This is a genomic window from Colwellia asteriadis (assembly GCF_039523295.1).
Lineage (GTDB): Bacteria > Pseudomonadota > Gammaproteobacteria > Enterobacterales > Alteromonadaceae > Colwellia > Colwellia asteriadis.
The window spans coordinates 245920-271723 of sequence record NZ_BAAAFA010000006.1 but is presented as its reverse complement, the minus strand read 5'-3'; the positions used below and the strand labels follow the sequence as shown (position 1 = coordinate 271723).

The 25804-nt window shown below is 36.2% G+C and carries 22 protein-coding genes and 1 tRNA gene; 11 read left to right on the top strand and 12 right to left on the bottom strand.

Translation table 11 applies throughout. The features are described 5' to 3' along the window. The first annotated feature begins 108 nt into the window (after window positions 1–108). Window positions 109–822, top strand: a complete 714-nt coding sequence (gene lepB / locus ABD005_RS10555; protein ID WP_215981327.1) for a signal peptidase I — start codon at window positions 109–111, stop codon at window positions 820–822. A gap of 46 nt (window positions 823–868) precedes the next feature. Here lepB and ABD005_RS10550 read toward each other — a convergent pair whose 3' ends face one another. The 10 genes from ABD005_RS10550 to dnaA form a co-directional block, all read right to left on the bottom strand. After that, window positions 869–1993, bottom strand: coding sequence for an acyltransferase family protein (locus ABD005_RS10550; protein WP_215981326.1), 1125 nt, complete (start codon window positions 1991–1993; stop codon window positions 869–871). A 106-nt stretch (window positions 1994–2099) separates the two neighbouring features. After that, window positions 2100–2843: a metallophosphoesterase family protein gene (locus ABD005_RS10545; protein ID WP_343817368.1), complete on the bottom strand. Its 744-nt coding sequence runs from the start codon at window positions 2841–2843 to the stop codon at window positions 2100–2102. Window positions 2844–3090: 247 nt separating this feature from the next. Beyond that, window positions 3091–3342 (bottom strand): HP1242/YdcH family protein, encoded by a 252-nt coding sequence (locus ABD005_RS10540; protein WP_215981324.1) that lies wholly within the window; start codon window positions 3340–3342, stop codon window positions 3091–3093. Window positions 3343–3409: 67 nt separating this feature from the next. After that, the gene (locus ABD005_RS10535; RefSeq protein ID WP_215981323.1) at window positions 3410–3742 is read right to left on the bottom strand and encodes a TraR/DksA family transcriptional regulator; all 333 of its coding nucleotides are present in this window, start codon (window positions 3740–3742) and stop codon (window positions 3410–3412) included. 182 nt (window positions 3743–3924) lie between these two features. Next, window positions 3925–5991 carry a glycine--tRNA ligase subunit beta gene (glyS, locus tag ABD005_RS10530; protein WP_215981322.1) on the bottom strand — a complete coding sequence of 689 codons (2067 nt, stop codon included), beginning with the start codon at window positions 5989–5991 and terminating at the stop codon, window positions 3925–3927. Continuing rightward, window positions 5991–6911 (bottom strand): glycine--tRNA ligase subunit alpha, encoded by a 921-nt coding sequence (gene glyQ / locus ABD005_RS10525; RefSeq protein ID WP_215981321.1) that lies wholly within the window; start codon window positions 6909–6911, stop codon window positions 5991–5993. Before glyQ ends, glyS begins: the two co-directional genes overlap by 1 nt. Window positions 6912–7070: 159 nt before the next feature. Beyond that, on the bottom strand, window positions 7071–9515 hold the full coding sequence (gene gyrB / locus ABD005_RS10520; RefSeq protein WP_343817367.1) for a DNA topoisomerase (ATP-hydrolyzing) subunit B: 2445 nt from the start codon (window positions 9513–9515) through the stop codon (window positions 7071–7073). Between the two features lie 72 nt (window positions 9516–9587). Beyond that, window positions 9588–10697, bottom strand: a complete 1110-nt coding sequence (gene recF / locus ABD005_RS10515) for a DNA replication/repair protein RecF (protein WP_343817366.1) — start codon at window positions 10695–10697, stop codon at window positions 9588–9590. Window positions 10698–10723: 26 nt separating this feature from the next. Then, complete coding sequence (gene dnaN, locus ABD005_RS10510) at window positions 10724–11827, bottom strand: DNA polymerase III subunit beta (RefSeq protein WP_215981318.1); 1104 nt, start codon at window positions 11825–11827, stop codon at window positions 10724–10726. A 32-nt stretch (window positions 11828–11859) separates the two neighbouring features. After that, window positions 11860–13251 (bottom strand): chromosomal replication initiator protein DnaA, encoded by a 1392-nt coding sequence (gene dnaA, locus ABD005_RS10505; RefSeq protein ID WP_215981317.1) that lies wholly within the window; start codon window positions 13249–13251, stop codon window positions 11860–11862. A gap of 439 nt (window positions 13252–13690) precedes the next feature. Between dnaA and rpmH the strand changes: the two genes are divergently transcribed. From rpmH to ABD005_RS10455, 10 genes are all read left to right on the top strand, one after another. Next, window positions 13691–13825, top strand: coding sequence for a 50S ribosomal protein L34 (gene rpmH / locus ABD005_RS10500; RefSeq protein ID WP_068547039.1), 135 nt, complete (start codon window positions 13691–13693; stop codon window positions 13823–13825). 42 nt (window positions 13826–13867) lie between these two features. Then, window positions 13868–14254: a ribonuclease P protein component gene (gene rnpA, locus ABD005_RS10495; protein WP_215981316.1), complete on the top strand. Its 387-nt coding sequence runs from the start codon at window positions 13868–13870 to the stop codon at window positions 14252–14254. After that, window positions 14221–14469 carry a membrane protein insertion efficiency factor YidD gene (yidD, locus tag ABD005_RS10490; protein ID WP_215981315.1) on the top strand — a complete coding sequence of 83 codons (249 nt, stop codon included), beginning with the start codon at window positions 14221–14223 and terminating at the stop codon, window positions 14467–14469. Before rnpA ends, yidD begins: the two co-directional genes overlap by 34 nt. Before the next feature lie 4 nt (window positions 14470–14473). Continuing rightward, window positions 14474–16120, top strand: a complete 1647-nt coding sequence (gene yidC / locus ABD005_RS10485) for a membrane protein insertase YidC (RefSeq protein ID WP_343817365.1) — start codon at window positions 14474–14476, stop codon at window positions 16118–16120. Between the two features lie 130 nt (window positions 16121–16250). Continuing rightward, a complete protein-coding gene (gene mnmE / locus ABD005_RS10480; RefSeq protein WP_343817364.1) occupies window positions 16251–17654 on the top strand; it encodes a tRNA uridine-5-carboxymethylaminomethyl(34) synthesis GTPase MnmE in 1404 nt (467 codons plus the stop codon). A gap of 190 nt (window positions 17655–17844) precedes the next feature. After that, on the top strand, window positions 17845–18312 hold the full coding sequence (locus ABD005_RS10475; protein ID WP_215981312.1) for a flavodoxin domain-containing protein: 468 nt from the start codon (window positions 17845–17847) through the stop codon (window positions 18310–18312). A gap of 431 nt (window positions 18313–18743) precedes the next feature. After that, the gene (gene mnmG, locus ABD005_RS10470; RefSeq protein WP_215981311.1) at window positions 18744–20633 is read left to right on the top strand and encodes a tRNA uridine-5-carboxymethylaminomethyl(34) synthesis enzyme MnmG; all 1890 of its coding nucleotides are present in this window, start codon (window positions 18744–18746) and stop codon (window positions 20631–20633) included. 46 nt (window positions 20634–20679) lie between these two features. Further along, entirely contained in the window at window positions 20680–21309 is a 630-nt protein-coding gene (rsmG, locus tag ABD005_RS10465) for a 16S rRNA (guanine(527)-N(7))-methyltransferase RsmG (RefSeq protein WP_215981310.1), read from the top strand. 35 nt (window positions 21310–21344) lie between these two features. Continuing rightward, the gene (locus tag ABD005_RS10460; protein WP_215981309.1) at window positions 21345–22151 is read left to right on the top strand and encodes a ParA family protein; all 807 of its coding nucleotides are present in this window, start codon (window positions 21345–21347) and stop codon (window positions 22149–22151) included. A 14-nt stretch (window positions 22152–22165) separates the two neighbouring features. Then, window positions 22166–23080 carry a ParB/RepB/Spo0J family partition protein gene (locus ABD005_RS10455; RefSeq protein WP_343817363.1) on the top strand — a complete coding sequence of 305 codons (915 nt, stop codon included), beginning with the start codon at window positions 22166–22168 and terminating at the stop codon, window positions 23078–23080. 101 nt (window positions 23081–23181) lie between these two features. On the opposite strand, the gene ABD005_RS10450 is transcribed toward ABD005_RS10455, so the two are convergent. Together ABD005_RS10450 and ABD005_RS10445 are read right to left on the bottom strand one after the other, a co-directional pair. Beyond that, window positions 23182–25281, bottom strand: coding sequence for a TonB-dependent siderophore receptor (locus ABD005_RS10450; RefSeq protein ID WP_343817362.1), 2100 nt, complete (start codon window positions 25279–25281; stop codon window positions 23182–23184). 206 nt (window positions 25282–25487) lie between these two features. Further along, a tRNA-Arg gene (locus ABD005_RS10445) sits at window positions 25488–25564 on the bottom strand. Between the last annotated feature and the right edge of the window lie 240 nt (window positions 25565–25804).

Below are 25804 nucleotides of genomic sequence, written 5' to 3'. Positions count from 1 at the left end.
ATATGTACTGACGGAACTTTCCATTTTAATCACTGCCATAATTAATACATCACAAGTCACCGACTTTTACCTCAAGTTCTGGTTAGTTAATAAAATGGAGTTAAATTAATGAGATTTATTAAAAATTTTTCACTGCGTCAGTTTTATCAAAACAATAAACAACTATTTTTGTTTATTCTATTAATGTCTGTATTTAGAAGTGCTTTTGCTGATTGGTACACAGTACCTACGGGCTCAATGCAACCCACCATTGAAGAAGGAGATCGTATTGTCGTGAATAAAATGGCTTATGATTTACGGCTGCCCTTTAGCAACGTGTCATTGTTAAATACTGGTGAGCCTAAACACGGTGAGATTATTGTTTTTGAGTCAAAAGCCGCTAATATGCGACTAATTAAACGAGTAGTTGGTTTACCTGGCGATACTATCGCCATGAAAAATGAAGTGCTGTATATCAACGGTATTGCGCAAACATATCAGCGAAGTACTCAAAACAATAATTTAGACAGCAATAGTTCACAAAACAATCATACTCAAAACGCGGTAACGTTACTTAATGAAAATTTAGTGGATATAACACATCAAATTAAAATTGATAATAATGCTAGCAACCAATTAAGTAGTTTTGGCCCAGTTATTGTTCCTCAAGGGCATTATTTAGTACTGGGTGACAATCGCAGACATAGTGCAGACTCACGTGTTTATGGTTTTGTACCGCGAGAAGAATTAAAAGGTAAAGCCACCGCAATTGCTTTTTCTGTTGATTACGACAATTACTACTTACCTAAAAAAGAACGCTTCTTTCAAAGCCTGTACCTGTAGTGTAAGCGGTTAAAAAACTCTGTGTAAGTCGCTTATTATAAGCCACTTACACAATACTATTTTTAGCTTTTAAACCAAACAGAAACCTTAAAGTATTTGATGGTTTAATCATAAACCAACAAATTCCGCTGGTGACTAAAAGCGACAAAACAAAAAGAACAATAAGCTTTAACAATATTGGTGCTTGCCATGCGATAACGTAATAGCCTATCACCACAATCACAGTTTGATGAAAAATGTAAAAAGGGTAAATCAACTCATTACTTAGGCTTAACCATCTCGGTGTTTGGGTAAAGTACGACTGCGCATAACCTAAAATAGTTAAAAAAGCAGACCATGCAACTAAGCAACAAACCAGCCACCAAATAGACCAGCGCATATTCAATGACAAATATTCACTCAAGTCAGGAGAATAGTAATACGAGTAAAAAAGTACCGTACTAAATACTAATAACATTAAATTATAAAATCGTTGTTCATATATTGCTTGCCAGATAACCTTACTGCGGACAAAAAGCATACCGGCAATAAAGAAGAAAAAATAGAAAGCTGAAGAAGATAGGTTTTCTATCTTGTTATCGTCACCTGGAAACGTTAACGAAAAATACACTTTTATGATTATTAACAATATTACCAGTAGGTACAGACCTACGTTGTGTTTTGCTAATGTTTGTACAAAATTAACTATTAATGTACCTACAGGCGAGTTAAACAGTTTATTTAATGGGATAGCAAGTAAGAAAAATACAAAAAGGTACTCTATAAACCAAAGGTGATTAGTTTCAAATTTTAAGGCAAGTGCTGGGTATTCTTGCCAACATGATTGCATCTCAGCAATATTTTCAATATAAATTTGTGGAGGGATCACTACTAAAGAGCTAACCAGAAGAGGAATAAATAACCTTAAAAATTTATCCTTAATAAATTTCACTACCGTGACTTTAGCTAGCAAAATGACAGAGCCGACACCTGAAATGAAAAACAGTATTGGTAGTCTAAACTGTTCAAAGTACACCATAATATCATCGAGTAGCTTACTCGAGTCGTTATTCATAATGTGCCAATTATCGCCATTAAAAGGCATACAGACATGGTGAAGGAATACGGCAAAAATCAATATCACCCGTAACCAATCTAATTCAGAAAACCTTACAGCGCTTTTCAATTCCATTTAATAACCTTAAAACTTATCAGGTGCACGATCTGTGTGGCTTATCTTATAACGCCATATTAAGCGGTAAAGTTAATCAGCTATAAATATTCAGTTTAAATATTTACTATATTCTTCTTCCCGTTGACAAAAAATGAACCCAATCTTCACGATTCCTTTTTTTACTTTCATTTACAGCACGCTGGTAATCATAAGGAACTTTAATATTTTGAACAATCCATTCAGAGTCAATTTTCTCAACTATTGAGTATGACGCATGATGATTAAAATTTTCCATAGAATGAAGCACTGGCTCTTCGTCTGTGTATGCTTGCAAACCAACGCTTCCAGGATTAACAATAAGTTGACCAGTACTTAAACTTACGGATCTAGGTGTATGAGTATGACCACAGCATACTAGCTTAGACTTTTGACCTGCAAGTAAATCTATAATTTCACTATCAGAGCGAAGTAAAGCATAACCTTTACTCACATCTTCTAATAAATAAATTAAGTCACTTTTAGGAGTACCATGACAAAAATAAACATCCTCATTTACTTGTTTATCAAAAGGTAGTGATTTCATCCACGCTAATGGCTTAGAGCCTAAGTCGTTCAAAATGAACTGCATGGTTGGGTTTAATTCTATTTCTTCTTCTGTAGATTGGTATATTTGACGATCTTGATTACCTGAAATTGTAATAAAATCATGTTCCATTAAAAGTTCATAAGTAAACTTGGGAGCAACAGGGCCATATAGAATATCACCAAGGTTTGCTTTTAAATCTACTGAGTGCTTTGTTAAGTCTTTAATAACAGCATCTAAAGCAAAAACATTACTATGGATGTCTGATAATACGGCAATCTTCATTGGGCACTCTTACCTCTTAATAATTTCACTGGTTGAAAGACACACGCCCTTAACATGAGAACACCTATGTTTAGGTTTATACCTCCTTAAAACCACTCAATTTTTACCATTATTTCAATGAGTTATCAAATAAATTACCCTTTCTCTTTTCGACTTACATCAAGGCAACAAAAAGGCCCGCTAATGACACTGTAGTCACTAGCGAGCCTAATATAACCGAGTTAAGGTTAATATAATTTTTGCTAATTTATGCCGTTACTTGTGCTTTTTTTAGCATAATAAAAAGGTTGTCTTTTAAGTTTAAGCGCTCTTTTTTCTTACCTTCTAAATATTCATCACTTGTATTTTCAACACCCTGCTCGATACGGTGAACTTCTTGATCAATATCATGATACTCGGCAAATAAACGCGCAAAGTGATTGTCGTTCATTTTAAGGTGATGAATTTCGTCAGTAAACTCTGGAAACTCGTGGTGTAAATCGTGTTTTTCTAATGTCATGTTTTTCTCCTAATCATTCTTTTTATTTTCTCAGTGTTCTTTTTAAATTTATTACTCGCGTTTTTACTTATACCGCACAGTGAATACAAGTTGTTGTATAAGGTATGGCATTTAACCTATCTGGATTAATTGCCTCTTCGCATTGGCTACACTGGCCATAAAGTCCCTGTTCTATTCTACTGAGTGTATCGTTAATAAGCTTAAGTTCAGCTTTTGCTTCATGATGAATTTCATCTAAAACATCGTCATTTTCTGTTTCGGTCGCTTGCTCTGAAAAGTCTTGTGAACGTCCTTTATGAAAATCAGCCTCAATAGCACTAATGCGTTTACTTAACTGCGCTTTCTTCTCATTGAGTAATTTAGCTACCGCTTTGGTAGTAATAATTTCTTCAGTGCTCATAGTTACCTCACTAACATCTATGTCGTGTTATTTTTGCTCTATAAACACTGTACGCCTTTGGTTAATTGAGTTGTTGATCTAGCTCAACAAATAAACCATCTGATAGCTTATTTCCTCACTTTTCTTCAGGCATAAAAAAAGGCCATGTTGCCATGACCTTTTCAGTTTATTTAACGGTTATGCTACTGGAGCACTGAAATATCGGCAATAGCAAAGAAGCTATTTCTAATTTCGTTAAGTAAGGTTAAGCGGTTAATTTTAACTGCTTCATCATCACTCATCACCATAACATTATCGAAGAAGGTATCGATAGGTGCTTTTAATGCTGCTAGTTCAGTTAGTGCGGCCTGATAGTTTTTATCTGCCATTAATGGCGCTACTTTTAAACTTATTTTTTGGTAAACATCTGCTAAATCGCGTTCTGCTTGCTCACTTGCTAATTCAAGATTAAATACTTGATATAGCTCACCGTCAAATTTCGCTAAGATATTACCTACACGTTTATTGGCTGCGGCTAATGTTGCTGCTTCAGCAAGTTCACCAAAGTAAGTTACCGCTTTGATACGTTTTTCAAAATCAAGTGGTGCACTTGGCTTTTTAGCGAGTACAGCTTGAATAACGTCAACACTAATACCTTGCTCTTGATAGAAAGCACGGAAACGACCCATGATGAAGTCAAGCACATCGTTAGCCGTGTTATTGTTTACTAACTTGTCACCGAAAAGTTCGATACTCTTGTTAATAAGCGATAACAGGTCTAAATCAAGCTGTTTTTCAATAATGATACGTATACAACCAATTGCTGCTCTTCGTAGCGCAAATGGGTCTTTATCGCCCTTAGGTGGCTGATTAATGCCAAAGATACCAACAAGGCTGTCTATTTTGTCACTAATGGCAACTGCACAACCAATATTAGCTTCTGGTAAGCTGTCACCAGCAAAACGTGGGCGATATTGATCTTCTAATGCTTGTGCTATGTTGTTATTTTCACCATCGTGTAGTGCATAGTACTTACCCATAGTGCCCTGCACTTGTGGGAATTCTAATACCATTTCAGACATTAAATCTGTTTTACTCAACAAACCTGCTCGGTAAGCATCTGCTGAGTTTTCACTTAATTGCTCGGCAATGTATTGGCTCAGTGATGCTATACGTTCAGACTTTGCTTTTAGTGTGCCTAATTGCTTTTGGAAAAGCACGGATTCTAAGCTGGCTAGTCTTGACTCTAAACTTTGCTTTTTATCCGTTTTAAAGAAAAACTCTGCATCAGCTAAACGCGGACGAATAACTTTTTCATTACCAAAGATAACCGCGTTAGGCTCTTTTGATTCAATGTTGGCAACAAAAATAAATTTGTTAACTAGCTCACCCGCTTTATCCGTTACAGGAAAATACTTTTGGTGATCTTTCATTGAGTAAATTAACGGTTCAGCTGGTACATTTAAAAAATCTTCATCAAATGTACCAACTAATGTTACAGGCCACTCAACTAAAGCCGTTACTTCATTAAGTAACTCTTCATCAATTAATGCTACGGCACCAATATTTTGTGCTGCTGCTTCAATTTGTTTAACAATTTGTGCTTGGCGCTCACCAAAGTCGACAACTACGTGTGCTGACTTTAATACCGCTTGATAGTCATTAGCATGTTCAAGTGTTACTAAACCTTCACTATGAAATCTATGACCTTGTAATTGATTGCTTGAGCTAACACCAAGCGCTTCACCGGCAATAATATTACGGCCAAATAGCATAGTTAATGTATGCACAGGACGAATAAATTGAATACGCTCATTACCCCAACGCATTGGTTTAGCAATAGGTAGTTTGTTTAGCGCTGTTGTTACCATGTCAGGAATAAGCTCTTCAACGCTTTTACCAGCAACGGTTGCGCGGTAAAGCAACCACTCGCCTTTATCAGTAGTTAAACGTTCTGCTTCTTCTACCGTAATACCGTTTGAACGTGCCCAACCTTGTGCCGCTTTACTGGCATTACCTGCATCGTCAAATGCTACATTTACTGCTGGACCACGTTTTTCTACGATTTTATCTTGCTGCTTAGTAACCAAATCAATAACTTGAACAGCTAATCGACGTGGTGTAGCAAACCATTTAATTTCACTATAGCTCAAGTCACTACTGTCTAACTGGGTTTTAATGCCGTCATAAAATGCTGTAGCTAAAGTTTTAAGTGACTTTGGTGGTAATTCTTCAGTACCAAGTTCAATAAGGAGTGTTTCTGTGGTCATTATTTCTCTCCTTTCGTTGAGCTGTCTTTGCATAAAGGGAAACCAAGTTCTTCACGTTTTGCATAATAAGCCTGCGCACAAGCTTTAGATAAAGTACGTACACGTAAAATATAACGTTGGCGTTCTGTTACGGAAATGGCATGACGCGCATCAAGTAAGTTAAAGGCATGAGAGGCTTTCATTACTTGCTCATATGCCGGTAATGGTAAGTTTGCCTCAATTAATTTTTCGCTGTCTTTTTCACATTGATCAAATTGCTTAAATAAAGCATCAACATCAGCATGCTCAAAGTTATAAGTTGATTGTTCAACTTCATTTTGGTGGAAAATATCACGATAATAAACGGTACCTAATGGGCCGTCTGTCCACACTAAGTCATAAATACTATCTACATTTTGAATGTACATAGCTAAACGCTCTAAGCCGTAAGTAATTTCGCCAGTTACAGGCGTACACTCTAAACCACCTACCTGTTGGAAATAAGTAAACTGCGTGATTTCCATGCCGTTAAGCCAAATTTCCCAACCTAAACCCCAAGCACCTAATGTTGGCGATTCCCAGTTATCTTCAACAAAACGAATATCATGCACTAAAGGGTCTATACCTAGCTCTTTTAATGAGTTTAGGTAAAGCTCTTGGATATTTTTTGGTGATGGTTTTAGCATTACTTGAAATTGATAATAGTGCTGCAAGCGATTTGGGTTTTCACCATAACGACCATCAGTAGGACGACGACATGGTTGTACATAAGCACTGCTCATTGGCTCAGGTCCAATTGAACGTAAGAAAGTCATTGGGTGGAAAGTACCAGCCCCTACTTCTAGGTCTAATGGCTGTACTATTACACAACCTTGACGTGACCAATAGTCTTGCAGCTGCAAGATTAGGCCTTGAAAAGTTTTACTGTTGTAAGTTGTCATGGTTTTTAAATTCACTTTTATCTAAAGTTGTTTTCATCACAGAATGTTATCGATTATAGCGTTACTAGAGTATTTAATCTAATCGATAACATTATCAAATTGTACTTAAAAAAACGCCCGATACGATGACCGGGCATATTAAACTTTATTTATTTTAGATTAAACATCTAAGTTAGAAACACGTAATGCGTTATCTTCAATAAAGTTTCTTCGCGGCTCTACATGATCACCCATAAGTGTTGTGAATAACTGATCAGCAGCAATGGCATCTTCAATAGTCACTTGTAGCATACGGCGAGTTTCAGGGTCCATAGTTGTTTCCCAAAGTTGCTCAGGGTTCATCTCACCTAACCCTTTATAACGTTGGATATATTGACCACGTTTTGACTCTGCCATTAACCATTCTAATGCGTCTTCAAAGCTTGATACCGGAGTAGTTTTTTCACCACGTTTTACATACGCGCCATCTTCCATTAAGCCATTTATAGATTCATTCAGTGATTGAATTGATACGAACTCTTTTGACTCAATAAAATCATAACCACAACTATAAGGCGTATCGATACCATGTTTACGCACATTAAATTTAGGGTAATAAATATTACGCTCAGGATCGAGTTCAACAGTTACGGTATAAATAGAGCCATTACCATCTTGGTTTTCAAGTTGAGAAATCAAACTATGAGTCCACTCTTCTACTTTAGCTTTATCATTAAAATCATCTTTATTGATAATATTGCTATAAACCATTTTCTCAAGAATATCTGCAGGGATTTGTCTTGATATACGTTTAATAGTTTCCATGGTAGCACGGTACTGTTTAACTAATTGCTCTAAACCGACACCAGAAATAGCAGGAGCTTGTTCATTAACATGTATAGATGCACTATCTAATGCTAAGGTAGTTAAGTATTCAGTTAATGCTTCGTCGTCTTTTATATAACGCTCTTGCTTACCTTTTTTAACTTTATAAAGTGGTGGCTGTGCAATATAGATATGACCACGTTCCATAATTTCTGGCATTTGGCGATAGAAAAATGTCAGTAATAGAGTACGAATATGAGAACCATCGACATCAGCATCGGTCATGATGATAATACTATGATAACGTAGTTTTTCAGGGTCATACTCATCTCGACCAATACCACAACCTAGCGCGGTAATTAAAGTACCAACCTCTTGTGATGATATCATTTTATCAAAACGTGCTTTTTCAACGTTAAGAATTTTACCTTTCAATGGTAATATTGCTTGGTTTTTACGATTTCGTCCCTGCTTGGCTGAACCACCAGCAGAGTCCCCTTCCACAATATATATTTCAGAAAGTGCAGGATCTTTTTCCTGACAATCAGCTAACTTACCTGGTAAGCCAGCAATATCTAAAACACCTTTACGACGAGTCATTTCACGAGCTTTACGAGCCGCTTCACGTGCTCTTGCTGCATCAACTATTTTCATAATAATAGTACGAGCAATAGCAGGGTTTTCTAATAAGTATTCACCTAACTTCTCACCCATTGCTTGCTCAACAGCTGTTTTAACTTCTGAAGAAACTAGCTTATCTTTAGTTTGTGAAGAGAATTTAGGGTCTGGAACTTTAACTGAAATAACTGCAGTTAAGCCTTCACGAGCATCATCACCCGTCGCATTAGTTTCAGTATTACCACCTTTTTTAGACTTATTTAAACCTTCTTTGGTCATATAAGAATTTAAGGTTCTAGTTAATGCTGTTCTAAAGCCACTTAAATGGGTACCACCATCCTTTTGCGGGATGTTATTAGTAAAACAAAATATATTTTCTTGGAAACCATCATTCCACTGCATTGCAACTTCAACGACGATGCCATCTTCACGTGCTAGATCAAAATAGAATATTTCATCATTTACGGCCGTTTTATTGGTATTTAAATAATCAACAAACGCTTGAATACCACCGTCATAATGGAAGTGATCTTCTCGGCCTTCTTCACGTTGGTCAATTAAACGAATAGAAATACCTGAGTTTAAGAATGATAATTCACGAATTCTTTTAACTAAAATATCGTAATGAAATAATACGTCAGTAAAGGTTTCACTACTTGGCCAAAAACGAACTTCTGTTCCGGTGTTTTCACTTTCACCTACAGCCGTTAATGGTGAAACTGGTTCACCCATATTATAAAACTGTTCGTATAGTTTGCCGTCTCGTCTGATATTTAGTTTCAGTTTTTCACTTAATGCATTTACAACAGAAATACCAACACCATGTAAACCACCTGAAACTTTATAGCCTGAGTCTTCACCACCAAATTTACCACCAGCATGTAATACTGTCATGATAACTTCTGCTGCTGAAACACCTTCTTCTTCATGAATTTCAGTTGGAATACCACGGCCATCATCTTTAACAGATACTGAACCATCAAGATGAATGGTTACTATTATATCTTTACAGTGACCAGCTAATGCCTCATCAATTGAGTTATCTAGTACTTCAAAAACCATATGATGTAAACCGGTGCCATCATCTGTGTCACCAATATACATGCCTGGTCTTTTTCGTACTGCATCAAGTCCTTTTAGTACTTTAATACTGGACGAGCCATAATCATTTTCTACTGTCATAGTTTTAGCCTATTCACTCATTGCTTTTTAGTTCTAAATTGGTATTTGCTAAATGTACCTGCAAAATGCATTTTATTTTTCAACAACATCACCCTGTTTCACGTGAAACATTTTATATTTATCCTCTTTATTGCTACCTGAATTTTCTTCAAATAACGATATAAAAGGAGCTAAAACATTTTCCTCTATTGCCGTAATTATAACTTGGCAATCTAAATGATTAATTGCTCTAGCCAATGATAAACGAGAATTAACATCTAACTCTGCGCCAATATCATCAATTAATAAAATTGGTTTTACTCGATTAACTCTTGAAATTAATTTTGCTTGAGCAAAAGTTAACGCCAGTAAAAACAACTTTTGTTGTCCTCTTGAAAGCTGAGTATCTATAACTTGCTTCCCTAAGAGAAATTTAACATCAAACTTATGTGCACCATATAAGCTATAACCATAGCTTTTTTCACGCTCAAAATTTTTATCTAATATTTCAGATAATTCTTTTGCTTGTGGCCACCCTTGTAGATATTGCACATTAACTAAATCAACAAGCTCTGGTAATAATAACGCTAACCAAACTCGTAACTCTTCAATAAGGCTCTCTACATAAGTCTGTCTCACATGAGCAACTTTAACAGAGAGCTCACAAAAAACAGTAGACCAATAAGACAGTATTGCTTTATCTGTACCTGATCTTATACACGCATTACGCTGTTTAAGTACCCGTGAAAACTCTCGCCATTGATGAGAGAAGTCCTGTTTCACGTGAAACATTCCTAAATCAATAAAACGTCTACGTTCTTTAGGACCACCAAAAAATAACTTAAAGCTTTCAGGTGTAATGATTTGCACGGCTATATTACTAGCTAAATCAGATAATCGCGTATGTCTGTCGCCATTAATCTTAATATTTGTTATGCCTAAGCGTATATCCTTACTCAAACCTAACTGTAAGTCATTGTTATCCTTAACACTTACGGTAAAAACATCTTCATTGTAACACGCTAAATGTTCTATTTTACTGGTTCTGAATGACTTGCCATGACCAATAAAAAAAATAGCTTCTAATAAACTACTTTTACCGCTGCCATTATCTCCTAGAATGAAGTTTAATTCTGGGTGTAGGCTTATTGACTTGGTAGCTAAATTACGAAAATTTTGTACTATTAATTTAGCTACACTCATCTAATGCTATGGCTACTATAAACTAATTACAGGCGCATAGGCATAACTACATATAATGCCTCACCTGAATTGCTGCCTTCAATAATGACACTGCTATTAGCATCTGCTAGCGTAAATTTAACACTTTCATCTTTTATCGCACTTAGTACATCAAGTACATAGCTAACATTAAAACCTATTTCTAAATCATCATATGGGAAGTTGATTTCAATTTCTTCTTCAGCCTGTTCTTGCTCTGGGTTGTTCGCAGTAATTTTAAGTAATGAATGACTAAAGTTAAGACGTACACCTTTAAATTTTTCATTAGATAAAATAGATGCGCGTGATAACACTTGTCTTAGCTGGTCTTTATTCGTTTCAAAAACTTTGTCACCATTACGCGGTAATACTCTGCGGTAATCAGGAAAACGGCCATCAACCAATTTACTAGTAAATGAAAATTCTTGATCAATAATGCGGATATGATTTGAACCTAAAAATACTTGTACTTCTTCTTCAACCGGAGACAACAGTCTAATAATTTCTAAAATACCCTTACGCGGTACAATAACTTGTCTTGTTGGCAACGCTAACGAATCATTACTTATTTTACAAATAGCTAAACGGTGACCATCTGTAGCAACAGAGCGTATTTCATTACCCTCACTTTCTATCGACATACCATTTAAATAATAACGAACATCTTGGTTGGCCATTGAGAAATGGGTACTTTCTATTAAGCGAAGTAATTCAGATTTGAATAATTTAAATTCAACATCGCCCTGCCATTGCTCTATATTTGGGAAATCGTTCGCTGGTAATGTTGAAAGAGAGTAACGACTACGCCCTGAAGATAACTTAATAGTATCTTCACTGGCTGAAAAAGTTATCTCTGAGTTTTCAGGTAAGCTCTTACATATATCAAGCAATTTTCTCGCCGGAATAGTTACTTTTCCATCTTCGCCTTGGTTATCAATTATGGCAGATGACACCATTTCAAGTTCTAAATCTGTAGCGGTTAAGGTAAGTGATTGACCACTTACTTCAAAAAGAATATTACCTAGAATTGGTAATGTACTCTTGCGCTCGACAGCACCTGAAACCAATAATAATGGTTTTAGTAACAATTCCCTATTAAGTGAAAACTTCATTTTTATACCTATGTAAGTATTAAGTTTTATTATTATGACGAAAGCGTTCTGATTAAGTTTGAATAATCTTCTTTAATATCATGCGTCTCTTCTCGCAATGATTTTACCTTACGACAAGCATGTAATACAGTAGTATGATCTCTACCGCCAAAAGCATCGCCAATTTCTGGCAAGCTATGGTTTGTTAATTCTTTAGATAATGCCATTGCTATCTGTCTAGGTCTAGCAACAGATCGGTTTCTTCGCTTAGATAATAAGTCAGCCACTTTTATTTTATAATATTCAGCAACAGTGCGTTGAATATTATCAATAGTCACCAGCTTATCTTGTAGCGCTAAAAGATCTCTAAGTGCTTCTCTAACAAAATCTATGGTAATAGCACGACCAGTAAAATTAGCATTTGCAATAACGCGGTTTAAAGCACCCTCAAGCTCACGAACATTTGATCGTAAACGCTTAGCAATAAAGAAGGCGACTTCATCGGCTAAGTTAATACTGCTTTCTTGCGCTTTACGCTTAAGAATGGCAACACGTGTTTCTAATTCTGGAGGCTCTATCGCTAAGGTTAAGCCCCAGCCAAAGCGAGATTTTAAACGATCATCAACACCGTCAATTTCTTTAGGATAACGATCACTGGTTAGGATCACTTGTTGATTACCTTCTAATAAGGCATTAAAAGTGTGAAAAAACTCTTCTTGAGTTCGTTCTTTACCAGCAAAAAATTGAATATCATCAATAAGTAATGCATCGACACTACGATAATATTGCTTAAATTTTTCCATCGCATTATTTTGTAGCGCACGCACCATATCTTGAACAAAGCGCTCAGAATGCATGTAGGCAATTTTAGCATTAGGTTTATTGAGTAGTATTCCATTACCTACGGCATGTAATAAATGGGTTTTACCTAAGCCCGTTCCACCATAAATAAATAATGGGTTATAAGCGGCACCAGGATTATCGGCCACTTGAGAAGCAGCAGCACGCGCAAGTTGGTTTGATTTACCTTCAACAAAGTTATCAAAAGTATAATTAACACGAACATTGGTTTTTTTAGGAATATTACTTTCAGGCTCTGAAGGTTTTTCTGAAGTGACTTTAGGAGCAAAAAGCGCTTCATTAGTATTATTTGAATAATTAGCAGGGCTACTACTCGCACCAACACTGCTTTGATCTATAGGTTTACTACCAACATCAAAACGAAGTAATAAAGGATTAGAACTTTCGTTTATGGTAAGTAACTCATTGATACGATTTACATATTTGTCTCTAACCCAGTCAAGCACAAAACGATTAGGTGCATATAATGTCATGATGTTTTCATCAATAACGCACTGTAATGGGCGGATCCACATACTAAATTGTTGAGCAGGCAACTCTTCTTGTAAAACAGATAGGCAACGTTGCCAAGGTGAAAGATCCAACCAGAACTCCAAAGGTAAACAAATATTTTTATTATCTTCGCTATTATCTATGGAGTTATCCACAAGTGCAATATTGACTTTTGATATTTCTTTATTTATTAAACACAAAAACAAACAAGTTAATATATAACAACAACTTAAAATAAAAAATATGCTTGTAAATATCAAAGAAAAAATCAATAGTGATGATGACTTTTTAACCTTGTTATGAGAATAGTTATTAAGTTAATAAAACAGTAGTGTGATAAAACTGTGGATAGAGTACCAAATAAACTAAAATAGCTAAGATCCTTAAAATAAAATGAGGATCATCGTTAAAATAGGTCGTATAAACGATTGACAAATAGTCAAGCAAGCTTTAATATTCGCCCTCTTTTTTTAGACCTGTGTGCTCAAACGGCTGTTTTGCCAGGGCAACAACAACCGACGGATTAGCGTAATGAAAAGAACATTTCAACCTAGCGTACTAAAGCGTAAGCGTAACCACGGATTCCGTGCTCGCATGGCAACTAAAAATGGCCGTGCTGTAATTGCTCGTCGCCGTGCAAAAGGCCGTGCTAAGCTTAGTGCTTAATCACTTCTTGTTTTCAAGACTTGATAATAAGGTAGCCTAACTATGGTTACTTATAAATTTAATCGGGAGTCACGTTTGTTGACTCCCGGTCATTTTCAAGCGGTATTTTCTGAACCTACTCGCTTTGGCTCTCGCCACTTTACTTTGTTAATAACAAAGTCTAAAAAAACTCCCTCAATTGTTGATAATAATTCTACGGCAAATAATCGTTTAGGATTAGCTATTGCTAAAAAACGTGTAAAACTTGCTGTGCAACGAAATAGAATTAAACGACAAATCAGAGAAAGCTTTCGCCTTAATCAGCATAATTTACCTGATATCGATATAGTCGTTATGGTAAAATCTGGTATTGATCAGCTTGACAATAAAGCTATTAACCAAGAATTAGAAAAAATATGGCGAAAAATAATTCAACGCCACAAAAACTAATAATAACCATTATAAGAGGCTATCAACGCTTTATTAGCCCATTATTAGGCTCTAATTGTCGGTTTCAACCAACCTGCTCTACCTATGCTATTGAAGCAGTTAATCGCTTTGGAGTATTAAAAGGTTGTTGGTTAGCAGCTAAACGTATATTAAGATGTCATCCACTTAACGCAGGGGGCGATGATCCCGTGCCAACCCAAAAAAAAGAGAAGTAATTTTATGGAATCCCAACGCAGTCTACTTTTTATTGCGCTTATGGTTGTTACCTACTTACTATTTAGTCAGTGGCAAGCAGAAAGAGCTCCTGCTCCCCAGCCTGTAACGGTCAGTCAAGAACAAAACAATACTGATCCCAGTGCTGACTTTGTGCCTGAATCATCAAGTACGCTAGATAATATTACTCAACCTTTGGCGGTAAGTGCCAAGTTAATTACAGTTGCTACTGATGCCTTTACTGTAAAAATTAATAGTCAAGGTGGTGACATTGTTGAAGTTAAGCTAAATAAATACGACACCGAGCAAGGTAATGGTATTCCATATACGCTTATGCAAAATGGTGATCGTAAATATATTGCGCAAAGTGGTTTAACAGGTGCTAATGGTGTTGACCGTATATCCGTAGCTCAAGGTAAAGGTCGCCCTATTTATACAAGTGCACAAAGCAATTATGAATTAACAAATGATAGCTTAAGCGTTGATTTAGCATTTCAAGATGATAATGGCTTATTTGTTATCAAACGTTTTACTTTTAAAGAAAACAGCTACCGCATAGATGTTGATTATATTGTCACTAACAATACTGCAAATAGTGTATCGGTTCAGATGTATGGTCAATTAAGACAATCTACTATTGTTTCTGAAGCAGCTAGCATGATGTTACCTACTTACCGTGGTGCTGCATTCTCTACAACTGAAGACCGTTATGAAAAATATGATTTTGACGATATTCAAGAAGCCAACCTAAACAAAGCTACTACTGGCGGTTGGGTTGCTATGCTTGAACATTATTTTGTATCTGCTTGGGTACCTAATGCTGCAAGCACTAACGAATTATATACAAAATACAGTAACAGCCATGAAGCTGTAGTTGGTTTCAAATCTCCTGCAATTACAATTGACGCTGGTCAAGAAGAAACAACTTCTGCTATTTTTTATGTGGGCCCTAAAGATCAATATGTACTTGACGATATTGCTGAAAACTTAGGCTTAACAATTGATTACGGCTTCTTATTTATGATCAGTAAGCCATTGTTCTGGTTACTGTTAACTATACAAAGTTTTGTGGTTAACTGGGGTGTGGCAATTATCATCATTACCTTAATTGTTAAAGGTGTGATGTACCCATTAACCAAAGCGCAATATACTTCAATGGCTAAAATGCGCGACTTAGCACCTAAAATGGCGCAACTAAAAGAGCGTTTTGGTGATGACAGACAAAAAATGTCACAAGCCACAATGGAAATGTACCGCAAAGAAAAAGTAAACCCAGCCGGTGGTTGTTTACCATTGTTATTACAAATGCCAATTTTCTTAGCGCTTTACTGGGTATTTTTAGAAAGTGTTGAATTACGTCACGCACCATTTGTATTTTGGATTCAAGATTTATCAGCAATGGATCCATACTTTGTACTACCTATTTTAATGGGTGTAAGTATGTACGTTATGCAAAAAATGCAGCCGATGACTATTCAAGATCCAATGCAACAAAAAATAATGCAATACATGCCTGTAGTATTCTCAATATTTATGGCTTGGTTCCCGTCTGGTTTAGTACTGTACTGGTTAATCAGTAACGTAGTTTCTATTGTTCAGATGAAAATTATATTTAAAGGCATTGAAGATAAAAAGTTAGCTAACGCAAAATAGCTACTTTATAGCCCAATCTAATTGCTGATATTAAAGGCGACCATTTGTATAAAATGGTCGCCTTTTTCTATTTGGATTTTTTATAGTAAAATATAAACAATTCGATTACTTAAATCACACTAAGCAGCCCATGACCTCTATTTCAAAGCAAAGTACAATTGCAGCACAAGCAACCGCACCAGGACGTGGTGGTGTTGGTATTATTCGCGTTTCAGGCCCAGAAGCCAAAAACGTAGCACAAGCCGTATTAGGCAAAATTCCTGAAATAAGAAAGGCTGAGTACCTGCCCTTTTTAGATGAAAACCAACAAGTACTAGACCAAGGTATCGCTTTATACTTTAAAGGGCCAAACTCATTTACCGGTGAAGATGTTATCGAGTTTCAAGGTCACGGTGGCCCAGTAGTATTAGATATGCTTTTAAAAGCAATATTAAGCCTACCTAAAATAAAAATGGCAAAGCCAGGTGAGTTTAGTGAACAGGCGTTTTTAAATGACAAACTCGACCTTACACAAGCAGAAGCAATTGCAGATTTAATTAATTCAAGCTCAGAGCAAGCAGCCCGTTCAGCGCTAAACTCACTGCAAGGTGAATTTTCCAAATTAGTAAACGACATGGTAGAAAGTATCATTCATTTACGAATGTATGTTGAAGCTGCTATTGATTTTCCCGAAGAAGAAATTGACTTTTTAGCTGATAAAAAAATAGTAACAGATTTAAAAAACATTATTAGTAATGTTGAAAAAGTACGTAAGCAAGCGCAACAAGGCAGTATTATTCGTGAAGGTATGCGAGTAGTTATTGCCGGTAAACCTAATGCAGGTAAATCAAGTTTATTAAATGCCTTAAGTGGCAAAGAAAGCGCCATAGTTACCGACATTGCAGGTACTACTCGCGATGTACTCGCTGAACAAATACATATTGACGGTATGCCATTGCATATTATTGATACCGCAGGTTTACGTGATAGTGACGATAAAGTAGAGCAAATAGGTATAGAGCGCGCTTGGCAAGAAATTAAGCAAGCTGACCGTGTTTTATTAATGGTAGATGGCAGTGAAAACCACAGTGTCGTTGAAGACGAGCAAGATATTAAAAACTACTACCCTGAGTTTTTTGAATTACTCCCTGAAAATATTGGCTTAACCTTAATTCGCAATAAAGCTGACGTGAATAACAACGACACTGGCTTTCAACAGTTCACCGATAGTGATAATAAAGATCATACTGTTATCACTTTATCAGCCAAAACAGGTGATGGCGTAGATAGCCTAAAAGAGCACTTAAAAGCAATCATGGGTTACCAAGGTAGCGTAGAAGGCAGCTTTATGGCCAGAAGACGTCATTTAGCCGCTTTAGACAACACACATCAACACTTACTTACCGGGTTAGAACAATTAGAATCTTATGTTGCTGGTGAAATACTTGCTGAAGAGTTAAGAATTTGCCAACAAGAACTTGATCAAATTACCGGTGAATTCACCAGCGATGATTTGTTAGGAAAAATATTTTCATCGTTCTGTATTGGTAAATAACCTGAGCTTGAGTTAGTTAGCCAACTCCCCCTTCAATAAAACGCTTAAACTATAAAACTCGCCCTGAATTAAACTAAATTCAGGGCTTCCCTCTTAACAATGCTCTTCATAAAAAGTTAAATAACCCGCTTGTTTATCACCCTTTAAGTAATACAATAGCTGCAATTATTATTACTCAAAGACCCTTATTATGAGCTCAATTCAAATCATTGTTGGTAGTATGTTAGGTACTAGTGAATACGTTGCCGAAGCATGTGAAGAAACATTAAACGCACTAGATCATCACGTTAATGTTCACCTAAAACCTGATCTAAACACCATAATTTCAGAAACTTTTGCTGAAAAAAACAACGAAAATAACATTTGGATCATTTGTACCTCCACTCATGGAGCCGGCGACTTTCCTGACAATATTGTTCAATTTGTTAGTGATCTTAAAGAATGTGATCAAGATCTATCCACCGTTAAGTTTTTAACTATTGGGATCGGAGATTCAAACTACGATACCTTTTGCTACGCCGCTAAAAACATAACAAATCAATTAAAATCAATAGGTTGTAAAGAAATAGTAGCAATTAAAGAGTTAGATATGTCTTTAGATATAGATCCAGAAGATCTTGCGCAACAGTGGATAAAGCAAAATAGCGATCAACTTTAGATCAGTTACACATAACTTACTAACAATTTACGATCTAAAAAATATCTATTGTGGATAAAACTGTGATCAAGCAGTTATTTTTCTATTATTATTCAGTGTATGAAATAAAAAAAATATCACCCTGTGTATAAGTATCCCTTTTGATCAGAGCTTATTTGCCAACTGATCAAGGTTTGATCACAACATTAAGTGATCTCTTAACTATTAATATCTAAAGGAAAATATCACTTACCCACAGAAATAAAGGATCTTAATAGTAAATAACAATAAGATCTCTATAAAGATCTCTTTTATATATTAAAGATCTACCCCGATCTTTTTTTACGTATTTGATCGTATCCCTAGAGAGAAAAAAACGGTAAAATGTGTCTCCTTAATTTTTAAGTGCTTTAGTTTTTAAGCCAAGTTTAGCCAAGCAGGATTTTTATTTTATGTGGTATCAAGAGTCTTATGACGTCATTGTTGTTGGCGGTGGACATGCAGGCACAGAAGCCTCGTTAGCAGCAGCACGTATGGGCTGTAAAACCTTACTACTGACCCATAACATTGACACCCTTGGACAAATGTCATGTAATCCAGCCATTGGTGGCATTGGTAAAGGCCATTTAGTTAAAGAAATAGACGCCTTAGGTGGTTTAATGGCTACGGCGATTGATCATAGCGCTATTCAATTTAGAACATTAAATGCCAGTAAAGGCCCAGCGGTACGCGCTACCCGTGCTCAAGCTGATCGTATTTTATATCGATCGTTTGTACGTAACGCATTAGAAAATCAAGAAAATTTAACTATATTTCAACAGCCTTGTGATGATTTGATCTTAGAGAATGATCGCGTTGTTGGTGTATCAACCCAAATGGGTTTAAAATTTAAAGCAAAAACTGTTGTTCTTACCGTAGGTACTTTCCTTTCAGGCCAAATACATATTGGCTTAAACAACTATCAAGGTGGTCGAGCTGGTGATCCTGCAAGTATTAACTTAGCCACTAAAATGCGTGACATGCCATTTAGAATGGATCGATTAAAAACAGGTACTCCACCAAGACTTGATGCAAGATCATTAGATTTTTCAGTAATGGAAGAACAACCAGGTGATGATCCTAGACCTGTATTTTCATTTATGGGTTCTCAAAAAGATCACCCACAACAAATATCTTGTTATATCACGCACACCAACGAGCAAACCCATCAACATATTCGAGATGGTTTAGATAGATCACCAATGTATACCGGTGTTATTGAAGGCGTTGGACCTCGTTACTGCCCTTCAATTGAAGACAAAATAACGCGCTTTGCCGATAAAGATTCACATCAAATATTTGTTGAGCCTGAAGGCTTAACCACTCACGAAGTTTATCCTAATGGTATTTCAACGAGTTTACCTTTTGATGTTCAAATGAACTTAGTGCGCTCAATCAAAGGTTTTGAAAACGCTTTTATTACTCGTCCAGGCTATGCCATTGAATACGATTACTTTGATCCTCGTGACTTAAAACAAAGTTTAGAAAGCAAGTTTGTTGAAAATCTTTATTTTGCAGGACAAATTAACGGCACAACCGGTTATGAAGAAGCTGGAGCTCAAGGGCTTATTGCAGCCACCAATGCAGCTAACCGCGTAAAAGAGCGAGATGAGTTTCTATTAGGACGAGATCAAGCCTATATGGGCGTTCTAATTGATGACTTAGCAACATTAGGAACCAAAGAACCTTATCGTATGTTTACTTCACGTGCAGAATACCGTTTATTACTGCGTGAAGACAATGCTGATATTCGCTTAACCGAAAAAGGTCGTGAAGTTGGTTTAGTTGATGATGCTCGCTGGCAACGTTTTAATGAAAAAATGGAAAATATTGAATTAGAACTACAACGTTTACGTTCAACATGGGTACAAAAAGATCATCATAATGTTGATCAAATTAATGAGTTATTAAAAACACCTATGAGTAAAGAAGCGAGTATTGAAGATCTTATTCGCCGCCCTGAAGTACGTTATAACGACTTAGTTAAAATTGAAGGTTTAGGCCCAGCGATTGAAGATACACAAGCATCAGAACAAATAGAAATTCAAATTAAATACGCAGGTTATATTGATCGTCAGCTTGATGAAATCGCTAAAAAACAGCGCAATGAAGACACTATGATCCCGCATAATTTTAATTATCAACAAATATCAGGCCTTTCAAATGAAGTTGTTGCAAAACTTCAAGATGCTCGACCTGAAACTATTGGTAAAGCATCGCGAATTTCTGGTATTACTCCGGCAGCAATTTCGTTATTATTAGTCTACTTAAAAAAACACGGTCTATTACGTAAATTAGCGTAATAGCAAAGGTAGGGGCGAACTGCACTGGCAGTTCGTCTAATATAATATGACGTTAACAGAACAACTAGAAACGCTGATTAGTAGAACCACACTGTCAGTATCAACAGAACAAATTAACTTACTTATTCAATATGTAGAGTTACTCCACAAATGGAATAAAGCTTATAATTTAACTTCTGTACGTAATCCTAGCGATATGGTTGTTAAACATATTATGGATAGCCTAATGGTTGGTGAAGTATTGCAAGGCGATAACTTTATTGACGTTGGTACAGGGCCTGGCTTACCAGGGATACCTTTAGCTATTTTATTTCCTGAAAAAAACTTTGTATTGTTAGACAGCTTAGGTAAGCGTATAACCTTTTTAAGACAGGTTGTTTTTCAACTTAAACTCGCTAATGTAACCCCCGTAAAATCTAGAGTTGAAGAATATCAGCCAGAAATACCATTTGATGGCGTACTTAGTAGAGCCTTTTCTTCCTTAAATGATATGGTAAGCTGGTGTAAGCATCTTATTGCTTGTGAACAAGGACGATTCTTTGCCTTAAAAGGACAATATCCTCACGATGAAATTACGCAATTACCTGATAATATTGAGTTAGTTAAAAGTTACGAAATACATGTACCTGACTTAACTGGTGAAAGACATGTACTCGAACTAAAAAAACTAGCGTAAAAATAACAATTAAAGCATAAATTATAGAGGCGCTTGTGGGAAAAATAATAGCGGTTGCAAACCAAAAAGGCGGTGTTGGCAAAACAACAACCGCGGTTAATTTAGCAGCATCCTTAGCAGCGACTAAGCGCAAAGTACTTTTAATTGATTTAGATCCTCAAGGCAATGCTACTATGGCAAGTGGCGTTGATAAATATGAAGTTCATGCCACCTGTTATGAATTATTAGTTGAAGAAAAAAGTGTGCAAGAAGTGATGGTAGAAGAAACCTCTGGTTTATATCATCTCATTTCAGCCAATACTGATGTTACTGCGGCAGAAATTAAACTTATGGAAGTTTTTGCCCGTGAGCAGCGACTGAAAGTAGCGCTAGCCCCAGTAAAAGACTATTACGACTTTATTATTATTGACTGTCCTCCTTCACTTAATATGCTTACGGTTAATGCGATGACTGCAGCAGATTCAGTATTAGTACCTATGCAGTGCGAATATTATGCATTGGAAGGGTTAACAGCACTTATGGACACCATTAGTAAATTAACGGCTGTCGTCAATGATAAGCTGCATATAGAAGGTATATTAAGAACGATGTACGATCCTCGTAATCGTTTAGCGAATGATGTATCAGAGCAATTAAAACGTCATTTTGGTGATAAAGTTTATCGTACCGTTATTCCGCGTAATGTCCGTTTAGCAGAAGCACCAAGTTTTGGTGCACCTGCTATGTATTACGATAAATCATCTACGGGCGCTAAAGCATATTTAGCCCTTGCCGGTGAAATTATACGTAAAAGTGAACAAGCCAAAAAAGATCAAGCAACAGCACAACCCGCTGTTAACTAGCGCAAAGGAAAATTATGAGTTCAGTAAAACGAAAAGGTGGAAGTCGTTTAGGTCGCGGATTAGACGCGCTTTTATCAACAGCACCTGCGCCATCAGAAAAAAACAGCACTAACACTGAAAATAATGTAGAAGAAAATTCAGCGACGCCAATCGTAGAAAATGAACTACGACAATTAGCGATTGATAGCTTAGCACCAGGTAAGTATCAACCACGACGAGATATGTCGGATGATGCTCTTGAAGAGCTGTCTTTATCAATTAAAGCACAAGGTATTATTCAACCAATTGTTGTACGTGCTATTGCTGATGATCAATTTGAAATTATTGCCGGTGAACGTCGTTGGCGTGCAGCAAAGTTAGCGCAACTAGCCATTGTACCTTGCTTGGTGAAAGACGTACCTGACGAATCAGCCGTTGCTATTGCGTTAATTGAGAATATTCAACGTGAAGACTTAAACGCAATGGAAGAAGCGATTGCCTTGAATCGTTTATTAAATGAGTTTGATTTAACGCATCAAGAAGTTGCTACCGCCGTTGGTAAATCACGTACAACGGTTTCTAACTTACTACGCCTGAACAATTTAAATGATGAAGTAAAAACATTTTTAGAAAATGGCGATATTGAAATGGGTCATGCTCGTGCTTTATTAGCACTTGAAGGTGAAATACAAACCACTACGGCGCAAACAGTTGCAACTAAAGAATTAACAGTTAGAGAAACTGAAAATTTAATTAAACAAATTCAAAATCCAACAGCAGCTAAAGAAGTGGTTGAAAAAGATAGAAAAACTATTGAGTTTGAAGAAAATTTAGCGAGTAAGTTAGGCGCTAAAGTTGCGATAAGTCATAATAAAAAAGGTAAAGGGAAACTTGTTATTTCTTACGCTAATTTAGCTAAGTTAGAAGAGATACTTGAAAAAATAAATTAGTCAAAAATAACATGTATTTAACCTGTTTATAATCAATAACTAATTTAAAAAGACCTATAATAGATTTTATAGGTCTTTTTACTTACTAAAACTAGAAATAATTAAAAGCTGTAAGTTGCTTTAACGCTGCCGTTAATTGGAGCGCCATAGAAGCCAACATTTTTTAAACTAGTGATATATTTTTCATCAGTGATGTTGTCAATATTTGCTTGAATTGCAAAACTTTTTGAGACATTCCAGCGAGCAAATGCATTAACAAGTAAATATGAACCTTGTTTTACCACACCGGTTGCATTTTCGGTTTTTGATTGCCATCTACCACCTAAGCCCACCATTAATTCAGGCATTGTAGGCAACGTGTAATCTAGCGAGAATTTAACGGAATTTTTTGGCTCCCATGCACTTGTGTTTTCGCCTTCGGCATCTTCTATATCCATATATGTATAGGCAAAAGTAGCATTAATATTTTCAGTTAATGAACCTATTACTTCTAGTTCTACCCCTTCTGACTTCATTGTAGTACCTTCATAATAAGTCTTACCTAAGTCATTTATTCCGGCTCTTACTGCAATATTATCTTGCTTAGCACTGAAAAGAGCAAAGCTAGTAAGTACAGCATCATCTAACCACTGGCTCTTTATACCAATTTCATAGTTAACGCCTTTACTAGGGTCTAAATACTGAAAGTTATAGTCATATCGGTCTTGTGGTTCATAAATATCTGAATAACTGATATATGCATTCATATCTTCAGTAATTGAGTAAGTTGCTGCAAGATAAGGACTAATCTCACTCTCTTCATTATCAACGGAGCCACCAGAATTGTAACCTTCTCGGGTATAATCAATGGCATTGAAACCTGCGATAACAAATAAATCATCATTAATATTTAATTTAGTTGAACCAAAAATACGTAGTAAAGTTACGTCTAAGTTTGCAGTTTCAACTTGTTCTTGCCATATTGGTTCGGGAGTTAAATCTAATGGATAAGGGAAAACAGGATTAATACCGTAAGCAGGTGTTGTTGTTTTATCGTATGGGTTATTAAAAGATAGATCGTTACTTTTTGATATGCTTGTGCCAAACATTAACTCATGTGTTTGATTAAATAACTCATATTGCCCTTTTGTTGTTAAATCAAATAAGTTAGCGCTAAATTCACCATCGTAGCTACCAACAGAGTTTCTTGTCACCCTATTGCTTTCACTATTGTCTAAGCCAGCCACATAAAATAACTTACTATAGCTGTCAGATTCTTGTCTGTTGTACGTTGTTTTTATTTCCCAGTCATTATCGAATATATAAGAATACTCAACAAACGCGCTTATATTTTCTGTATCCCATATTGTCCAGTCTTGAGTTGGACTCGTACTTACATCATAATCACCTTGTGTTCCATCAGCATACGCTAAAGGTAAACCACCCCACATAACGCCATCACTATTTGCATCTTGATATGAAGCCCCAAAAGTTATTGTTGAATTGTCAGTAACTTGACCATCAACAACAACAGATAAGTAGGCATGGTCATCTTCTAAACCATCAAGGTATGATTCAGAATCTTCTAAAACAGCAACAGCACGGGCAGCCCAACTGCCACTTTCTGTTAGAAATAATGAATAATCGGCTTGTAAGCGTTTAAGCGCATCTGAACCTAGTGTTAGAGCAACCTCCCCTTCATTTTCATTAGTTGGGCGTTTACGTACATAATTAATGGTACCTGCGGCATTACCTACCCCGGTTAATTGCCCATTAGCGCCACGAATAACTTCTACTTCTTCATAGCCGTAACTTTCCATTACGCCAGTTACAAGACCCCAATCATTAGGTAAGCCAATACCATCTATTTGAGTGCTTTTAATATCAAAACCGCGAGCAGTATAACGAGTACGGTTAGTTTCACCTTGCTCAACGGTAATCCCTGTTGCCATCTTCATAACATCATTAATGCTATTAGCAGCAAAGTTTTCAATTTGTTCAGAGCTTATAACGCTAATCGATTGTGGTGTTTCGTTAAGCTCCATTGTTAACCCTGTAGCGCCTTTACTTACACGATTTTGACGTACACCAACAATTGAAATGCTCTCTATTTTCTCATCATTTTTTTTAATATTTTCTTCTTGTGATGATTCTTGCCCATAGGCAGGAAAACCCATAGCCAACACGAGCGAAGACAGTGCAAAATGGAGCTTAAATTTCATGATTACCCTTAATTAATAATATTACGGCTTAAAATAATTGGCGATATTATATAGGAATAAATCCAAAACTGTAAATGATAGTGATTATCATTTTTCTTCGTGTTTTATGGGTGTGAATTGTAGAAGAAATAGTTTAATACTTAAACTCTTTTCATGCTAAGTGATAAGGTATTAAATTGGGATATGCTGGTATGAAAAAGAGATTATGGCGCACCCTACAGGAGTCGAACCTGTGGCCTTCGCCTCCGGAGGGCGACGCTCTATCCAGCTGAGCTAAGGGTGCTTATTGAGGATATTACTTACAGCGAGTAATAGTTAAATTACCGATATAACGCTTATTACCGCAAGCGGCGCAAATACTATAACCTACCGATAAATTTGTCTAGCTAAGATAAATATATTTGCCCTACTTTCTTTCACTTGCTTTACTATAACCTCTCGATATTCAATTATTTGTCGCAATAATGTACGTTATGGGCTTGGTATTATAGTTAAAACTGCCTAAAGTTATGGATACGCTATT

Coding starts and splice junctions, on each gene's coding strand:
- recF (WP_343817366.1), bottom strand. CDS start 10,697: ATGAGTGTAGCTAAATTAATAGTACAAAATTTTCGTAATTTAGCTACC.
- lepB (WP_215981327.1), top strand. CDS start 109: ATGAGATTTATTAAAAATTTTTCACTGCGTCAGTTTTATCAAAACAAT.
- gyrB (WP_343817367.1), bottom strand. CDS start 9,515: ATGACAGTAGAAAATGATTATGGCTCGTCCAGTATTAAAGTACTAAAA.
- yidC (WP_343817365.1), top strand. CDS start 14,474: ATGGAATCCCAACGCAGTCTACTTTTTATTGCGCTTATGGTTGTTACC.
- ABD005_RS10535 (WP_215981323.1), bottom strand. CDS start 3,742: ATGAGCACTGAAGAAATTATTACTACCAAAGCGGTAGCTAAATTACTC.
- ABD005_RS10540 (WP_215981324.1), bottom strand. CDS start 3,342: ATGACATTAGAAAAACACGATTTACACCACGAGTTTCCAGAGTTTACT.
- mnmE (WP_343817364.1), top strand. CDS start 16,251: ATGACCTCTATTTCAAAGCAAAGTACAATTGCAGCACAAGCAACCGCA.
- mnmG (WP_215981311.1), top strand. CDS start 18,744: ATGTGGTATCAAGAGTCTTATGACGTCATTGTTGTTGGCGGTGGACAT.
- rnpA (WP_215981316.1), top strand. CDS start 13,868: ATGGTTACTTATAAATTTAATCGGGAGTCACGTTTGTTGACTCCCGGT.
- rsmG (WP_215981310.1), top strand. CDS start 20,680: ATGACGTTAACAGAACAACTAGAAACGCTGATTAGTAGAACCACACTG.
- ABD005_RS10475 (WP_215981312.1), top strand. CDS start 17,845: ATGAGCTCAATTCAAATCATTGTTGGTAGTATGTTAGGTACTAGTGAA.
- glyQ (WP_215981321.1), bottom strand. CDS start 6,911: ATGACAACTTACAACAGTAAAACTTTTCAAGGCCTAATCTTGCAGCTG.
- rpmH (WP_068547039.1), top strand. CDS start 13,691: ATGAAAAGAACATTTCAACCTAGCGTACTAAAGCGTAAGCGTAACCAC.
- ABD005_RS10450 (WP_343817362.1), bottom strand. CDS start 25,281: ATGAAATTTAAGCTCCATTTTGCACTGTCTTCGCTCGTGTTGGCTATG.
- glyS (WP_215981322.1), bottom strand. CDS start 5,991: ATGACCACAGAAACACTCCTTATTGAACTTGGTACTGAAGAATTACCA.
- ABD005_RS10545 (WP_343817368.1), bottom strand. CDS start 2,843: ATGAAGATTGCCGTATTATCAGACATCCATAGTAATGTTTTTGCTTTA.
- dnaN (WP_215981318.1), bottom strand. CDS start 11,827: ATGAAGTTTTCACTTAATAGGGAATTGTTACTAAAACCATTATTATTG.
- yidD (WP_215981315.1), top strand. CDS start 14,221: ATGGCGAAAAATAATTCAACGCCACAAAAACTAATAATAACCATTATA.
- ABD005_RS10550 (WP_215981326.1), bottom strand. CDS start 1,993: ATGGAATTGAAAAGCGCTGTAAGGTTTTCTGAATTAGATTGGTTACGG.
- ABD005_RS10455 (WP_343817363.1), top strand. CDS start 22,166: ATGAGTTCAGTAAAACGAAAAGGTGGAAGTCGTTTAGGTCGCGGATTA.